Raw genomic sequence first — 14,359 nt, 5'->3', positions numbered from 1 at the left:
AAGGGAAATACTATCTGCCCTATTTCTCTTGTTTTGTCTGTCCTCCTGCTATCTCCTGCTAAAACAATGAAAACACTTAGTGTAGTACCTTCATAACCCTTCGAACTTCGGTCTCACATCCTCTTTGAGTGTTGGGTACACGATGAAAAATGTTTTAGGATCTGTAACTCGATTAGGTGGAAGTTGAGTCCACACACGTAGATGGCTGCTCTCGTCGCGCGGTACTGCGATTCCACTACGTCTTAGATCTGAAGTTATACCCATAGCTTTGAGTTTTATGATATCACCCGCGGCAATGTAATAAATATAAAACGGATCCTGTTTGTACGCGAAGAACTTCCCTGGTAGTACAGTGATTTCATCTTTCACTACAACAAGGTTGTTTAATTGAGTATACCTTTCGAATACAAATTCATCCTTAAGAGTGATGCTCTTTCCTTTATACTCATCATCTAGGTCAAAAACAGGTAGCTGTGCCCATTCTTGGCCTTTGGGGACACTTGCGCATCCAGTTAGGGCAAGAACCGTAAAGATAACAAAAAAGGTAATTGATTTTTTTCATACACTTATAATCTCGAGTTTATTATTCGTAGGATTCTATTCAGTATGTCTGTCTTTGGTTGACTTACATTTACGATATTTCTGATAATTAATTTGGTTACTTTACACAAAACTAAAACGTGGATTGACTTAATTATCGAAAAGTTCAACCTAGTTAAAATAAACTGTTTTGAGATGGTTGTTATCGTCAGCTTCAACAGTTTGATTCCAATGTAAAGGTAACCATCAAATTCCGATGTTTAGCAACCCCCTGTCGTTGTTGATCTCATCCATCACCTATGTTGGCAGGACAGGCACTTTTGGCGATTTATCAAGCAGCCATACCAATGGCTGCTACTCCCCTTCCCCCTCACTCAACGGAAAAATCTTCTCGCCATTCAGAGTGATTTCAAAAGATACCACCTCCCAGCGTTCTTCTACGTCCAGCTCAATCGGGATCCCATTGCCAACGCCGACATAGGATATGTAGGACAAATCGAATTCTCTTCCACTTTCAAAAGAGCCTTCAAACCTTGTCTTTCTTTTACACGCTGGAAAGATGTGGCCATTGAAATCCAGCTCTTCAATACCTAAGAAGGTCACCGTCGTTTCTATCTCTACTTCTGGTTGCTCCACGCCATCAATAAAGAGCTTGAAGATGTTCTCTGATTCGTATTTTTCCCCTTTAAACAACTCATCTTTGCCTTGAACTCCTGAAGGGAAGTAATACCAATCTTCATTTTCTTCAATCGCTCCGTAAAACACATCTTTAGTAGAAAAAGAGATTTCTTCAGGCTTATCTGGGGATAGGGTATGGAAGTGTCCATCTTTGTCTTTTTTGCGTTTATAGGTGAAGACTTGAGTCGCTTTCACACCAGGCATTCTGGGGACTGATACTTCACCCCCATTCACGACTTTTTCACCCGCGCCATAGGAATAGTTGTGCGAGTCTTTCAATCGGTAGATGTAGTCCACCGTGTATTCTGCTCCCTCTTTGTCTAGTGCTTCGTTAAAGCAAAGAGCGGAGCTAACACTGCGGTCTATCTCTTCACACCCCGTCAGGAACAGGGCTAGCAAGGTAAAAAGGCCGTACTTGGCAAACGTCATACACAATCCTGTTTTTATCCATCACCAAAGGTCAACAGCCCCTAGAAACTTTAGATTCTTGCTCTGGCTGCTTCTCGCTCGCTTTTTGGTTGTCACGCGGCTCATTTTTCAAGAAAGCAAAGGTCAATGCGATCATGCCTATCGCCAGTGCATTGATGGAAAAACCGACCCTATCAGCTGCGGGGGTGTCGATCACGCCATCCCATATGGAAACGTAAATCGAAATGCCTGTTTTAAAGTAGAAGTCTGGGTAGTCAGGGAGAAGTGTCACCGACTGCATCAAATAAAAGATGATGAGCATCCATTTACCGACCTTGTTGTTCAGTAAAACAAAAAGGCAGGTAACGTAACCAAATAGCAGGTAGGCAAGGTAATCGGCTCGATAAGCGAAATACTCGTCGTAGATGGCATTTTCATTGAATGACGCCATCAGGAGCAATATCAGGGTCATCGCGACAAGGAGTATCTTTGATTTGTTCATAGTAGGTACTGCATTAACGAACAACTCATCCGATATTATCACTACCGATCGTGCCCTCCCCTGCTCAAAAATAGGAAAGCCGATAATGGCGAATTTATATGTCGTTTAAGGCAGGCGTCGAATCGCGCACCACTAACTCTACGCCAATGAGTACCTTGTGATTGCTTTGAAACGCTTCTCCGTCTGATTCCAGACTGATTCCCAACAGCCGGCATGCCTCATGCGCCAGAGATTCAGCACTCACCCTCACTGTTGTTAGCGAGGGAGCAAGCAAGCGGCTGTCATCCAAATCATCAAAGCCCACCACCGCAATGTCTTGACCAGGCAGCAGGTTTCTCTCGCGAAGCGCACCATAGACGCCATAAGCGACCACGTCGGTGAAACACACCATCGCTGTGATTGAGTCGTCTTTATCGAGTAATTGGTGGGTGAATTCTTTACCACCCAAGCGTTTGGTAGAACCTGGCAAAATGTCACCGTCTTGGATGGGGACGTTTTCTTCTGCCATGGCATCAATAAAACCCTGTCGGCGTTCTCGGTAGTCAGAGATGCTTTCAACACCACCCACAAAGGCGATGCGTCGGTGACCCAGAGCAAGAAGGTGTTTTGTCGCCATGTAGCAGCCCTGCCTATTATCAGGCATGACAGTGGGTGCGCCTCCCCCATCGATTTGCCGCATCATGGTGACGATCGCACTGCCATTTGATGCAAGAGATTGTATCCATTCCGCAGAGGTTTCGGGAGCCGGGACGATCAAATAACCACAAACATTGTATTCTTTGAGCGAGGCGACGATAGATTGCTGACGCGATAAGCTTTCATTGATGTTCACTATGATGGGTGTCAGGCCTAACTCATCAAGACGTGCCTCAAGCGCAATGATCACTTGCGCCAGATAAGGGTTGGCTAAGTCATTGGCAATGATGGCAACCAGTGTGGACGTTTTACTCCTTAAACCCGCAGCTTCACGATTGTATACGTAACCGATCTCATCCATCGCCTCTCTGACGCGAACGCGGGTTGCCTCAGCCACGCCTTTTGCATTTCGAATGACCAGTGACACTGACGATTTGGAGACACCAGCCCGCTTTGCAACATCGATCACTGTCGGCTTTTTGCTTCTTGCGTTCTCTTTTTTAACCAACATTTTCTCCTGACTGGTATACCCAAACAACCTCAAGATGCTTGTATCCAGAGGTGATATCCATTTGATGACATTAAGGATATCTGAACGATGGATAGTTGCAGACTCTCAATTTCAATACTCTCTCTTCACTTAAATATACATAAATAACTGGAACGTTCCAGTTAGCTGTGTATATTAATAACAAATCGCTCAATAAATGCTCAGCAAGAGATGACGCGCTGACATGCCGATCAATACTGTCCTCGGCGAATACTGAAGAAAGGACGCGATGCCAAATGAAGGAGAGCAACCATGGCTTTATCCAAAGACAACTTGCCACAGCAAATCAAGAATTTAAAAGCAACGCTGCGCCAGCAAATCCCTGATTACAAGGAAAGGTTCAAAGAGATTCAGCAAGCAGTGCGTGAGGATGTTAAGCGCATCAAGTCACTTGAAACGACAGGCAGTGCCATTCCGGTTTATGAGTTTTCCCAAGTACAGGCGCAGGGCCAATTTAGTACCCAACAGCGCAATGCCATTCATCAGGCGGGCTGCTGTATCATTCGAAATACGCTGCCTACTGAAGACGTTCAGCAAAAGAATGATGAGCTGTCGGACTACATTGTTGGCAACGGTTATTACGAGCAAACCACGGATGTTGAAGACAATTATTTTAGTCAGCTGAAATCTGACAAACCGCAAATCTTCGGTATCTATTGGTCAAAGCCTCAGATCTGGGCGCGACAACATCCGAATATGGCTGCTGTTCGACAATACCTTAATGCGCTTTGGGTATGGCAGGAGAACGGTGAAACCTACTTTGACCCCACAAAAGACGTCACGTATGCAGACCGCGTTCGCCGCCGTGAACCCGGCGATACCACGCTGGGTCTCTCTCCGCATGTGGACGCTGGGTCTGTCGAACGTTGGCTTGACCCAAGCTACCGAAAGGTATTTGAGAAAATATTCGGCGGCGACTGGCGTTCACATAATGCCTTTCATGGTGCACACCGCATCAACGTAGAAGAGTTTCCCTCCCCTGCAGTTTGCAGTGTGTTTCGTTCCTTCCAAGGGTGGCTGGCACTGACGTCACAAGGCCAGGGTGATGGCACCTTAAAAGTCGTGCCTTCTATACTCACCATGCCTTATATCCTGCTGAGAGCGCTTCAAGATGATGTGCCTGAAGATGACTTATGCGGTGCAGAGCCATGTCGGGCGCTCACCGTTTCAGAGCAATGGCATAGCGATCTGTTAGAAGGCTTAGTGTCAATTCCAAAAGTGAATCCTGGTGACACGGTATGGTGGCATCCGGACACCATTCATGCGGTCGAAGATCAGCACACGGGAGATGGATACAGCAATGTTCTTTTCATTGGTGCCGCGCCTTCATGTCAGAAGAACATCGACTACTCGCTAAAACAAAAGGTCGCTTTTCTGAAGGGAGAAAGTAGCCCTGATTTCGCCGCTGAAAACTATGAGGTGAATTACAAGGACCGAGCCACAGAGACTGACCTCTCTGCGTTGGGTAAACAGCAAATGGGCTTTGACGTCTAACGCCATTCCGTGCGGCGTTTGAATAATCACAGAATACAAAATGGAAGACCGGCAAAAGGGAGTCACACAACAATGATCAGACATATCTTGCTCATCAAATTTATAGAGAGTGCCACCGAAGACCAAATCAACCATATCAAAGCACTCTTTCTGGATGTCCCTAAAAAAATCGACGGGGTTGTTTCCGTCGAGTGGGGAGAAAACGACAGCGACGAGAACCTCAACAAAGGGTGTACCCATGCGGTACTGATGACGTTTGCAAACCAAGCAGGCCGAGAGCAGTACCTTCCACACCCGGAACATGACAAACTCAAACTTGATTTCGTGCCACTCATTGAGGACATCACGGTCTTTGATTACAGCCTGTGATTGTCGATGTCAGGGACACAATTCTAGATAAGGAGCATCACGATGAATGTGTGCTTTCAAGGCGTTAATCAACGGGTTTTCGGAACCTATCCTCTCAATGGTGACACTCTGACAACGGCAGTTCATCATGCCTTTGAGGCAGGTTACCGCGCGTTCGACACGGCACAAATGTACGGGAACGAGGCGAGCTTAGGCGAAGCATTGTCTAAATTACCCGTAAAAAGGGAGGCGCTGTGCATTACCACAAAAGTGCACCCTGACAACTTCCATGACCGCCACTTTATACTGTCGGTGAAAGACAGTCTCAAGGCACTGAAATTACAATATGTTGATGTTCTCATGTTGCACTGGCCGCCTGCAGATGGCGATGTTGGCCCATCACTGTGGATGCTGGAACAAGCGCATAGATTGGGGTTAGCGAAGCATATTGCGGTGTCTAATTATAACGCTCGCATGATGAGAGAAGTGCGAAAGACCATTGAAACGCCGATCGTGACCAATCAAGTCGAGTTCCATCCTCTATTGAACCAAGAACAGCTACTACTGACGGCCACTGAGACCTCGATTCCCCTTTCTTCCTATTGCTCAGTCGCAAGGGGGGAAATTTTCAAACATTCCCTCTTTGCTGATATCGCACAATGCTACCAAAAGACCAGCGCACAAATCGCATTGCGCTGGGCGCTTCAGAAAGGGGTAGCGATTACCACCATGTCTACAAAACAGGAAAACATTCGCGCTAACTTCGATGTTATGGACTTCACCTTATCAAGCATTGAAATGGCGAAAATTGATGCATTAACCGATACCAATATGCGCATAGTGACGAAAGAGCTCTCGCCCTGGGCTCCCGATTGGCAAGAGACTTAACGGCTCTCGCGATAAAGCCAGTTCCTCTGAACTGGCTTTGACGATCATCGGGCGATTCTAACCTTGGTTAAACAGGTTAACGCTATCTGTTATGCGAAGGCTTTTTGAATGTTTAGCATCTCGATACCACGTACTTGCATAGAGTCGACTGCTAGTGCATGGGCGATAGAGTCAATGGTGCAACAGCACTCTTCAATGACTTTCGGGTTGTATTTTTTGGCCGCTGTCGGGCTTACCATCATCCAATACTTGCAGAAATTACGCCTTCACCATGCCTGCCAATTAATTGAGCTAACAGGGAAAGGGATTACCGAGATTTCTTATGAAGTGGGATATCAAGATATCAGTGCTTTTCGGAAGGTGTTCTTGCGTGAATTTGGCCTGACACCGACCGAGTTTAGAAAACGTTTTAGTACTAACAGAGTCGCTGCAGAAAATGAGTCCGCATTCTAATTCTGTTGTCCGTTGGCTTCACTCTCTGTTGGCAAAACGCGAAGTACCGATTCACCAAGGTGAGAGACGAAGCCAAGCGTAAGGATGTTTTCAGCAATGGAGAATCTTCAGCCACGCCTGTTAAGCCAATGCCGATTCGGAGACTCTTGCCAGACAATATTCCGAGATCGCTAAGTCTAATTTGGCGACACCGGTTAAATCGCAGATTGTCAGTCCCTTTACCGCACCACGGCCAACCTTTTCCAGTGAAATAGGCTTGATGACCTCATCTATCTCCTGTTCTGATATGCCTTTTAGCTCACCCAAAGTCAAAGACTGACTGATGTCATCGCATATCCAACGATCACTTTCCAACACTAAGGCCTCTTCAAGTTCTCGTTTTTCCTTACTGTCAGACCCCATGGCGATAATCAGTCGATCGCGCTGTTTACCTTCCCCGAGAACAACCTTTCTGTGGAGGACCGGCGTGCGACTGGTCGTTGCAGTGATCACCAAATCTGCTTCTGCTAATGCTGCGCTTTCATCGCCGTAACACTGGATGTCTATGTGGTGAGTTTCGTTTGCCCAGTCAGCAAAACCTTTGAGACCTGCTGCACTTCTGCCAAAACATCGAATTTCACTCGGGCGTCTCACCAGTAGCAAGGCAGAAAGCTGCATTCTCGCCTGCCTTCCAGTACCCACAATCACTGCGACATCGATGTTTTCCGGTGCCAGTAGATCAACGGCATACCCGCCCGCAGCCGCAGTGCGAATTTGAGTAAGATACCCATTATCAGCAAGCACAGCATGTAACTGGCCTGACGTCGAATGATATAGCGCATTCATGCCATGAGTTTGGGAGACACCGCCTCCGTCTAGCCGATAATTTCCTGCCATTTTGACAACGAAATGGGTTTGATCCGCCGAGTAAAACGATTTGACACATAGCAGCCCATTTAATGGCTCCAGCATCATCTGTTGGACCGGAGGCTGACAGGAAAAACTGGCCTCCCCCGACTGAAAAGCCGCCCCCATTTCATAGACGACTGCGCTCGTCAGAACAACGGCATCACGGATTTCTGGTTCATTCAATACAATCATATTTCTGTCGCCTTCAGAGGTTCACGGAAAAATCGCGGTTTCGGCCACTCACAGCGCAGATGACACTTTTGCCTTCTAGCCTTTGATTATCAACCAAGGCCGCAGCAAGTGTGATCGCGCCACAAGGCTCGGTAGCAAGCCCCAGATAAGATTGGAGTATTTTCATTGAGGTGAGCACCTCTTCGTCGGACACGGCTACAAATCGGCTCACACTGCCCTTAACAATCGGCCATGTCAGCTCACCAGGCATTGGGTGTGGCGGCAAAATAGCATCACATATTGAAGGGCGCTGCTGTGCCGCATGTGTCCGCTCCCCATTGAGCATGGAGTGGTACCAGGGTCGCGAAACCTCAGACTCAACGCCAACAATTTCACACTGCGGAAATGACTTGGAGATAGCAATCGAAACACCCGCAATGTAGCCGCCGCCAGAAGCGGGAACGTAACAATAGTCCGGAGAGATTTGATGAAGGAGGCAATAGTCGACCATCTCAAGCCCGCTTGTCCCCTGACCGGCAATGACCTCTGGGTGGTCATAAGGCCGAATCAGCGTCATTCCGTACTCGTTCTGATACTTCTCAGCCAAAGCCTCTCTGGTTTCATTTTCCGGGTCAAACAGCACAACGTCGGCACCCAGCAAGCGTGTGTTTTCAATTTTTATCGCGTTAGCTGTCTTCGGCATAATGACCACACTTTTCACCCCAAATAGCTGTCCCGCATAAGCCACAGCCTGCGCGTGATTACCTGTTGAGAACGCAACCACACCAGCTTTTTTCTGCTCGTTGGTCAAACAGCAAACCGCATTGATCGCGCCGCGCAGTTTAAAGGCGCCTGTCGGACACAAACTGTCCGCCTTAATCAAAGCCTTTCCTTTGAGTTGTTTGTCGAGCAAAAGCGAAGACAGCATGGGTGTTGCGCCCATATAAGGTGCGATGTTTCGTTTCGCATCCATCAACATCTGGTGATTCACTTTCCGTCTCCTTGTTTGTGCCGGCGCTAAATCCGCACCTTTGGATTATTTGGGTATATTCCGCATCATTCTCGATGCGCTTTCCAATCGTCCTTACCCTTGAAAGTCTAGAGACCAACAGCACGAAAACAATTAGGGTTTCTTGCACAAACACTTTAGAAAAACTTAAATGTGAGGACGAAATGAAACAAAACCTAATTTAAGGACACTGCCGATAACGATGCCTAGCTTTCCATCAATGAACGCACTGCGCGTATTCGCAGCAGTAGGGAAATACCAAAGTATTCAGCAGGCGGCTAAAACACTTCACATCAGCGAGTCCGCGGTTAGCCAGCAAATAAAAAACCTTGAAGAAAGGTTACAGGTGCAACTGATCGAGCGGGTTGGCAGAACCATCAAACTTACCGAAAAGGGAGCGCTGTTCTACCCTTTCATTGACAACGGAATGGTCTGTTTTACCGAAGGGCTCGACGCACTTGAAACCTTAAACCGTGAAAAGCTGGTGACCATTTCAGTGATTCCTTCAATGGCAAAGTGGTTGATCCACAGGCTTCCAGATTTCAAGAAATTTCACCCTGAGATACGGGTTAGAGTTCACTCAAGCAACATTCCCACGAATGAAACCAACACCGAGGTGGATCTCTCTTTGAGATTTGGCCTTGGCAATTACCCTGGAATGACAACAACGCCAATTCTTCATGACAAAATTGTCATTGTAGTTGCACCTTCATTGTTAGCAGAAGGTGCAGGGATAAATCTCTCAGAGTATGCGCTCTCGCTGCCCTGGTTAGGCTATCACGCCAAGGATATTGAAGATGTTAACCAGGCGATCCAGCGATTTACCGATGATAAAACCCAGAATATTAGTAAGTTGGCATCAAAAATAGATGTTCATGACGCTATCTTTGTACTGGAGGCGGCGATTTCGGGTCAAGGTGTTGCGGTAACTAAACATACCTTGGCTCTGCCTTATCTCACCTCATCCAAGCTGCATTGCTTGTTTGAAATGCCGACTTTTACTGCGTTTCGTTACTTCATTGTACACCCCAAAAAGCGCCCGCTGTCTGTAGAGGCTGAAACCTTTCAAAACTGGTTAATGACCGCGCTTCCAGAAGATTTTCCAGAGTTGGTCCTAAGGTCTGTTGACCTTTGATGATGATTTTTGCAGCAGTTTCTGGGGACTTTATACAAGGCAGAGGCTTCGATGTTTAGCTGACATACATGAGAAGCCGATAACGAAGGAGAAAGTCCCCCCACAAACGCTGCCCGATATAATTAAACAATTGGCCTAAAGACCTAACTCGACTCGTTCAACGAAAACCATTGCTCCAAGGATTCAGCCGCGGTCTTGATGGCTTCGTTCTTACTGTCTGATTTACGGCTGATGATGTACCAGGTTAACGGGAGTCCTTGCTTGGTGACTGATACTGCTACCACCAGCGCCTGTTTTATTGACCGTTTCAGCGCCCAGCGGGAAAGAATACTCACACCTAAATCGACGGCAATCATTTCCACTATGGCATCGGTCATTTCCACCACTTGCATGTTAGAAATACGAATGCCGGATGGCCGGATAAAGCGCTCGTATTCAAAGCCGGGAAGCGCATCCAGACTGTAAGTGAGGTAATCCACATTCACCAGATCCTGCGCTTCTATCCACGGTTTGGAAGTCAGAGGGTGATCAGGATGTGTCATCAGCACCAGTTCATCTTCCATCAGGGGTTTGCAATTCAAAGCGGGGTTCTCTGAGCGCGCCGGAGAAATGATGATGTCGGTTTTTCCGGTTATCAGGGTCGCTTCGGCTTCTCGGGTTGCTGCCGCTACAAAATCGATTTGCAGCTTTTCTCTGCTGAACGCGAGCGATTTCAGAAACCCCGGTACCCAATGATAGGCGGAGTATTCTGCAATCCCTATTCGCACTAGGTGACTGGCATTGGCAGCGGTGCGCTCGAATTCGTCTTCTGCCCGTGATAGCTCGGGTAGGATGGATGATGCCGTTTGGATCAGCGCTTGTCCCGCGGGAGTTGGTTTGAGTTTTCGTCCATCCCGCTCGAAGATCGCGCTGCCTAACCGACGCTCGGCTTCGGCAAGCCGATGACTCATGGCGGGTTGGGTCACGCCCAGAACGTCTGCGGCTGCACCTAGACTGCCGTATTTTCCAATCGCATCAAGCAACTGCCAATGGCGGATCTCCAGCCTCATACATGCATTCCTTTTATGTATAGTTAGATTAATTCATTAATAATTCTACATCATAACGACTAGTATTCTCCCGTGGTTGTTTAAAAGCGCAGTTCTTTGGAAAGAAGGAGGAAGACATATCATGGGTATTTGGATGGTACTGGCAGCCGCTTTCGGATTCAGCTCTAATCCATTGCTGGCGCAGTTGTTATTGAGTCAGGGATTCTCGGCGGATTCTATCACTCTGTACCGCTTTGCTATCCCAACACTCTTGATGTTGCTTTTGATGAAAAAGCGCCCGGTGTTTGATGGCGAGTTTCTCCGTTTCGCGGCGGTCGGTGGGCTTTCGGCCATTGGCATGTTGGCCTTTATGACAAGCCTGACCAAGCTCGAACCCAATACGGTGATTTTGACGTATTACGCCTACCCCATGTTCGCGATTTTGCTGGGCTGGCTTTGCTTCAACAAAACCATGAGCCGCAACCGGATGATCGCGGCCATGCTGATCGCTATCGCTGTCGGCGTCATGCAAGACGCTCAGGGTTTCAATGCGTCCTGGTTAGATTTGTTGGTTTGTCTTGCTGCACCCGCGTCGTTTGCAGTGGTGATCAATATGTTTTCTCTGCCAGAGAAAAATCACGATGCCGCAGCCAGAATGTTCGCGGCCTTGTTGGGGAATGTTGTCGTCCTTGTGCCTATTACGCTGTTTAGCCAACAGGCGTTTTCGTTGCCCTCTACGCTTGAGCAACTGGGGCTTGTTTTGGCACTCGGCGTGCTTTCTGCGGCCCTGCCCCAATACTTGTTTTCACGCGGCGCGCAGCTAGCGGATATGGAGAAAACCACCATGGTCAGCAGCTGTGAAGTGGTGTTTGCGTTAGGGTTAGGGTGGTTTTTTCTGGGTGATGCATTACGCATGAACGACCTAATGGCAACCACACTGATTTTGCTGGCGGGGTTGATTCGATATGAAGGCATACCATTACCAATGGATAGTGATAGTGATGGGCGAGCCAAGGAAACCAGCTCAGCTCTTGTCTCCCATAGCACGGAAAACCATTCAGCCTGATGTTTGCGTATTTGAGGTCTTTACTGATTTCAGATAAAAAAATACCGCTCACAAGGAGCGGTATTTTCATTTATTGCATCATGAACTGGGTTTAAGCGATGTCGAAACGGTCTGCGTTCATCACTTTGGTCCATACAGCAACGAAGTCCTTCACGAATTTCTCTTTGCTGTCGTCCTGCGCGTAGATTTCTGCATACGCACGCAGGATGGAGTTTGAACCGAACACCAAATCAACACGGCTTGCGGTGTATTTCACTTCGCCGCTCTTACGTGAAACGATGTCGTAAGAGTTACGGCCCGTTGGTTTCCACGCATAGTTCATGTCGGTCAGGGTCACGAAGAAATCGTTACTCAGGGTGCCGACGCGATCTGTAAATACGCCGTGTGCAGAGTCACCGTGGTTGGTGCCCAGAACACGCATACCACCCAGCAGCACTGTCATCTCTGGTGCGGTTAAGCCCAACAGCTGTGCACGGTCCAGCAGCATTTCTTCTGGCGCGACAGCGTAGTGCTGTTTCTGCCAGTTGCGGAAACCATCTGCCAGCGGTTCCAGCACAGCGAAGGATTCCACATCAGTTTGTTCTGCCGTTGCATCACCACGACCTGCTGCGAATGGCACTTCCAGTTCGAAACCAGCAGCTTTCGCGGCTTGCTCCACACCCAGGTTACCCGCCAGCACAATCACGTCTGCGACGCTGATACCGAACTCGTCCGCGATTGGCTCAAGCACAGACAGCACTTTTGCCAGACGCTCGGGTTCGTTGCCCTGCCAGTCTTTCTGAGGCGCAAGGCGGATACGTGCGCCGTTTGCACCACCACGTTTGTCAGAGCCACGGAAGGTGCGTGCGCTGTCCCACGCAGTAGATACCATTTCACTGATAGACAGACCGCTTTCTGCGATTTTCGCTTTGACAGCTGCAACATCGTAATCCGCTTTACCTGCTGGGATTGGGTCTTGCCAAATCAGATCTTCTGCCGGTACATCTGGACCTACATAGCGAGATTTAGGCCCCAAATCACGGTGCGTCAGTTTGAACCAGGCACGTGCGAAGACTTCTGAGAAATAAGCCGGGTCAGCGTGGAATTTCTCTGAAATCTTGAGGTAATCCGGGTCGATTTTCAGCGCCATGTCCGCATCTGTCATCAATGGGTCATGACGAATGCTTGGGTCTTCCACGTCTACCGGCTTGTCTTCTTCTTTAATATCGACAGGTTTCCACTGCCACGCACCTGCGGGGCTCTTAGTCAGTTCCCACTCATGCTTCAACAGCATGTCGAAGAAGCCGTTGTCCCATTGCGTTGGGTTGGTCGTCCACGCCCCTTCAATACCACTGGTGACGGTGTCGCGACCCACGCTGCGGGTCGTGTGGTTCTGCCAACCAAAGCCTTGCTCATGGATATCTGCGCCTTCTGGCGCTGGGCCCAGATTTGCCGCATCGCCATTACCGTGTGCTTTACCTACGGTGTGGCCGCCTGCTGTCAGCGCAACGGTTTCTTCATCATCCATGCCCATGCGAGCAAATGTCACACGCATATCCTGCGCGGTTTTCAGAGGATCTGGGTTACCGTCTACCCCTTCTGGGTTAACGTAGATAAGCCCCATCATCACGGCAGCCAGTGGGTTTTCCAGATCGCGCTCGCCTTCTGCCGCGTAGCGACCATTCTCACCGCCGCTTGGTGCCAGCCACTCTTGCTCTGATCCCCAATAGATGTCTTTTTCTGGGTGCCAGATATCTTCACGGCCAAACGCAAAGCCAAAGGTTTTCAGACCCATGGACTCATAAGCCATGTTACCCGCCAGGATCATCAGATCACCCCAGCTGATTTTATTGCCGTACTTTTGTTTGATAGGCCAAAGCAAGCGGCGTGCTTTATCCAGGTTGGCGTTGTCTGGCCATGAGTTCAGGGGAGCAAAACGCTGGTTACCTGTGCTCGCACCACCGCGGCCATCACCGATACGGTATGAACCTGCTGAGTGCCACGCCATGCGGATCATTAAACCGCCGTAGTGACCCCAATCGGCAGGCCACCATTCCTGACTTTCTGTCATCAGCGCTTTCAGGTCAGTTTTCAGCGCTTCTACATCAAGCGTTTTGAGTGCCTCTCGGTAATCAAAGTCTTCACCAAGAGGGTTAGATTTGTTGTCGTGCTGATGGAGGATGTCCAGGTTGAGCGCCTTCGGCCACCAGGCCACGTTTGAGGTTCCGGTACTTGTCATTGCGCCATGTACTACAGGGCATTTTCCTGATGCATTGTGTTTATTGTCCATAATCCCGCCTTTTGTTTATTGTCTCTTTTGGTTTAAAGGTAGTCTGCTACTTACCTCAGCAATGCATCAAAAATAATCCCTTATTGATAATGGTAACAATTGCTTTTTCCTATACCTGCAATTGGCTTGATCTAAGTTAATTTTTGGAGGGGTTTTGGACACTTTTAATACACTGTATTCGTTAGTATTCTGTCGTAAAGGAAGTGCTGCTTGCTTAGGCAGGGGGAGTGTGAGTGGGTGTTTGGAGCTGGTCTGTGCCGGTGGAAGCGAGTAAAAATTTGGATATTGAGAAAAAG

General features: G+C 48.3%; 13 protein-coding genes. 6 read left to right on the top strand and 7 right to left on the bottom strand.

What is annotated here, in order from left to right; all coding sequences use genetic code 11:
* Positions 1-894: 894 nt before the first annotated feature.
* The 3 genes from D515_RS09625 to D515_RS09615 all read right to left on the bottom strand — a co-directional run bounded on the left by D515_RS09625 (position 895) and on the right by D515_RS09615 (position 3,275).
* On the bottom strand, positions 895-1,647 hold the full coding sequence (locus tag D515_RS09625) for a hypothetical protein (protein WP_002538082.1): 753 nt from the start codon (positions 1,645-1,647) through the stop codon (positions 895-897).
* A gap of 31 nt (positions 1,648-1,678) precedes the next feature.
* On the bottom strand, positions 1,679-2,128 hold the full coding sequence (locus D515_RS09620) for a hypothetical protein (protein WP_239643956.1): 450 nt from the start codon (positions 2,126-2,128) through the stop codon (positions 1,679-1,681).
* Positions 2,129-2,222: 94 nt separating this feature from the next.
* Positions 2,223-3,275, bottom strand: a complete 1,053-nt coding sequence (locus D515_RS09615) for a LacI family DNA-binding transcriptional regulator (protein ID WP_002538080.1) — start codon at positions 3,273-3,275, stop codon at positions 2,223-2,225.
* A gap of 291 nt (positions 3,276-3,566) precedes the next feature.
* Between D515_RS09615 and D515_RS09610 the strand changes: the two genes are divergently transcribed.
* From D515_RS09610 to D515_RS09595, 4 genes are all read left to right on the top strand, one after another.
* Entirely contained in the window at positions 3,567-4,808 is a 1,242-nt protein-coding gene (locus D515_RS09610; RefSeq protein ID WP_002538079.1) for a YbiU family protein, read from the top strand.
* Between the two features lie 72 nt (positions 4,809-4,880).
* Positions 4,881-5,177, top strand: coding sequence for a Dabb family protein (locus D515_RS09605; RefSeq protein WP_002538078.1), 297 nt, complete (start codon positions 4,881-4,883; stop codon positions 5,175-5,177).
* Positions 5,178-5,219: 42 nt separating this feature from the next.
* Positions 5,220-6,044: an aldo/keto reductase gene (locus D515_RS09600; protein WP_002538077.1), complete on the top strand. Its 825-nt coding sequence runs from the start codon at positions 5,220-5,222 to the stop codon at positions 6,042-6,044.
* A gap of 174 nt (positions 6,045-6,218) precedes the next feature.
* Entirely contained in the window at positions 6,219-6,497 is a 279-nt protein-coding gene (locus tag D515_RS09595) for a helix-turn-helix domain-containing protein (protein ID WP_160167787.1), read from the top strand.
* A gap of 120 nt (positions 6,498-6,617) precedes the next feature.
* Here D515_RS09595 and D515_RS09590 read toward each other — a convergent pair whose 3' ends face one another.
* Positions 6,618-7,577 (bottom strand): ornithine cyclodeaminase, encoded by a 960-nt coding sequence (locus D515_RS09590; RefSeq protein ID WP_002538074.1) that lies wholly within the window; start codon positions 7,575-7,577, stop codon positions 6,618-6,620.
* Positions 7,578-7,590: 13 nt separating this feature from the next.
* A complete protein-coding gene (locus tag D515_RS09585; RefSeq protein ID WP_002538072.1) occupies positions 7,591-8,547 on the bottom strand; it encodes a threonine ammonia-lyase in 957 nt (318 codons plus the stop codon).
* A 220-nt stretch (positions 8,548-8,767) separates the two neighbouring features.
* On the opposite strand from D515_RS09585, the gene D515_RS09580 reads away from it, so the two are divergent.
* The gene (locus D515_RS09580; RefSeq protein ID WP_002538071.1) at positions 8,768-9,700 is read left to right on the top strand and encodes a LysR substrate-binding domain-containing protein; all 933 of its coding nucleotides are present in this window, start codon (positions 8,768-8,770) and stop codon (positions 9,698-9,700) included.
* Between the two features lie 143 nt (positions 9,701-9,843).
* Here the strand turns inward: D515_RS09580 and D515_RS09575 are convergent, their stop codons facing one another.
* Entirely contained in the window at positions 9,844-10,749 is a 906-nt protein-coding gene (locus D515_RS09575) for a LysR family transcriptional regulator (protein ID WP_002538069.1), read from the bottom strand.
* 121 nt (positions 10,750-10,870) lie between these two features.
* Between D515_RS09575 and D515_RS09570 the strand changes: the two genes are divergently transcribed.
* A complete protein-coding gene (locus tag D515_RS09570) occupies positions 10,871-11,794 on the top strand; it encodes a DMT family transporter (protein ID WP_002538068.1) in 924 nt (307 codons plus the stop codon).
* 91 nt (positions 11,795-11,885) lie between these two features.
* Here D515_RS09570 and katG read toward each other — a convergent pair whose 3' ends face one another.
* Positions 11,886-14,063: a catalase/peroxidase HPI gene (gene katG / locus D515_RS09565; RefSeq protein ID WP_002538067.1), complete on the bottom strand. Its 2,178-nt coding sequence runs from the start codon at positions 14,061-14,063 to the stop codon at positions 11,886-11,888.
* Positions 14,064-14,359: the final 296 nt, after the last annotated feature.

The organism is Grimontia indica, from assembly GCF_000333895.2.
Classification (GTDB): Bacteria; Pseudomonadota; Gammaproteobacteria; order Enterobacterales; family Vibrionaceae; genus Enterovibrio; species Enterovibrio indicus.
This window is presented reverse-complemented; position numbering and strand designations above follow the sequence as displayed.

Coding starts and splice junctions, on each gene's coding strand:
- D515_RS09610 (WP_002538079.1), top strand. CDS start 3,567: ATGGCTTTATCCAAAGACAACTTGCCACAGCAAATCAAGAATTTAAAA.
- D515_RS09590 (WP_002538074.1), bottom strand. CDS start 7,577: ATGATTGTATTGAATGAACCAGAAATCCGTGATGCCGTTGTTCTGACG.
- D515_RS09570 (WP_002538068.1), top strand. CDS start 10,871: ATGGGTATTTGGATGGTACTGGCAGCCGCTTTCGGATTCAGCTCTAAT.
- D515_RS09575 (WP_002538069.1), bottom strand. CDS start 10,749: ATGAGGCTGGAGATCCGCCATTGGCAGTTGCTTGATGCGATTGGAAAA.
- D515_RS09620 (WP_239643956.1), bottom strand. CDS start 2,128: ATGAACAAATCAAAGATACTCCTTGTCGCGATGACCCTGATATTGCTC.
- D515_RS09580 (WP_002538071.1), top strand. CDS start 8,768: ATGCCTAGCTTTCCATCAATGAACGCACTGCGCGTATTCGCAGCAGTA.
- D515_RS09600 (WP_002538077.1), top strand. CDS start 5,220: ATGAATGTGTGCTTTCAAGGCGTTAATCAACGGGTTTTCGGAACCTAT.
- D515_RS09605 (WP_002538078.1), top strand. CDS start 4,881: ATGATCAGACATATCTTGCTCATCAAATTTATAGAGAGTGCCACCGAA.
- D515_RS09615 (WP_002538080.1), bottom strand. CDS start 3,275: ATGTTGGTTAAAAAAGAGAACGCAAGAAGCAAAAAGCCGACAGTGATC.
- D515_RS09625 (WP_002538082.1), bottom strand. CDS start 1,647: ATGACGTTTGCCAAGTACGGCCTTTTTACCTTGCTAGCCCTGTTCCTG.
- D515_RS09595 (WP_160167787.1), top strand. CDS start 6,219: ATGGTGCAACAGCACTCTTCAATGACTTTCGGGTTGTATTTTTTGGCC.
- katG (WP_002538067.1), bottom strand. CDS start 14,063: ATGGACAATAAACACAATGCATCAGGAAAATGCCCTGTAGTACATGGC.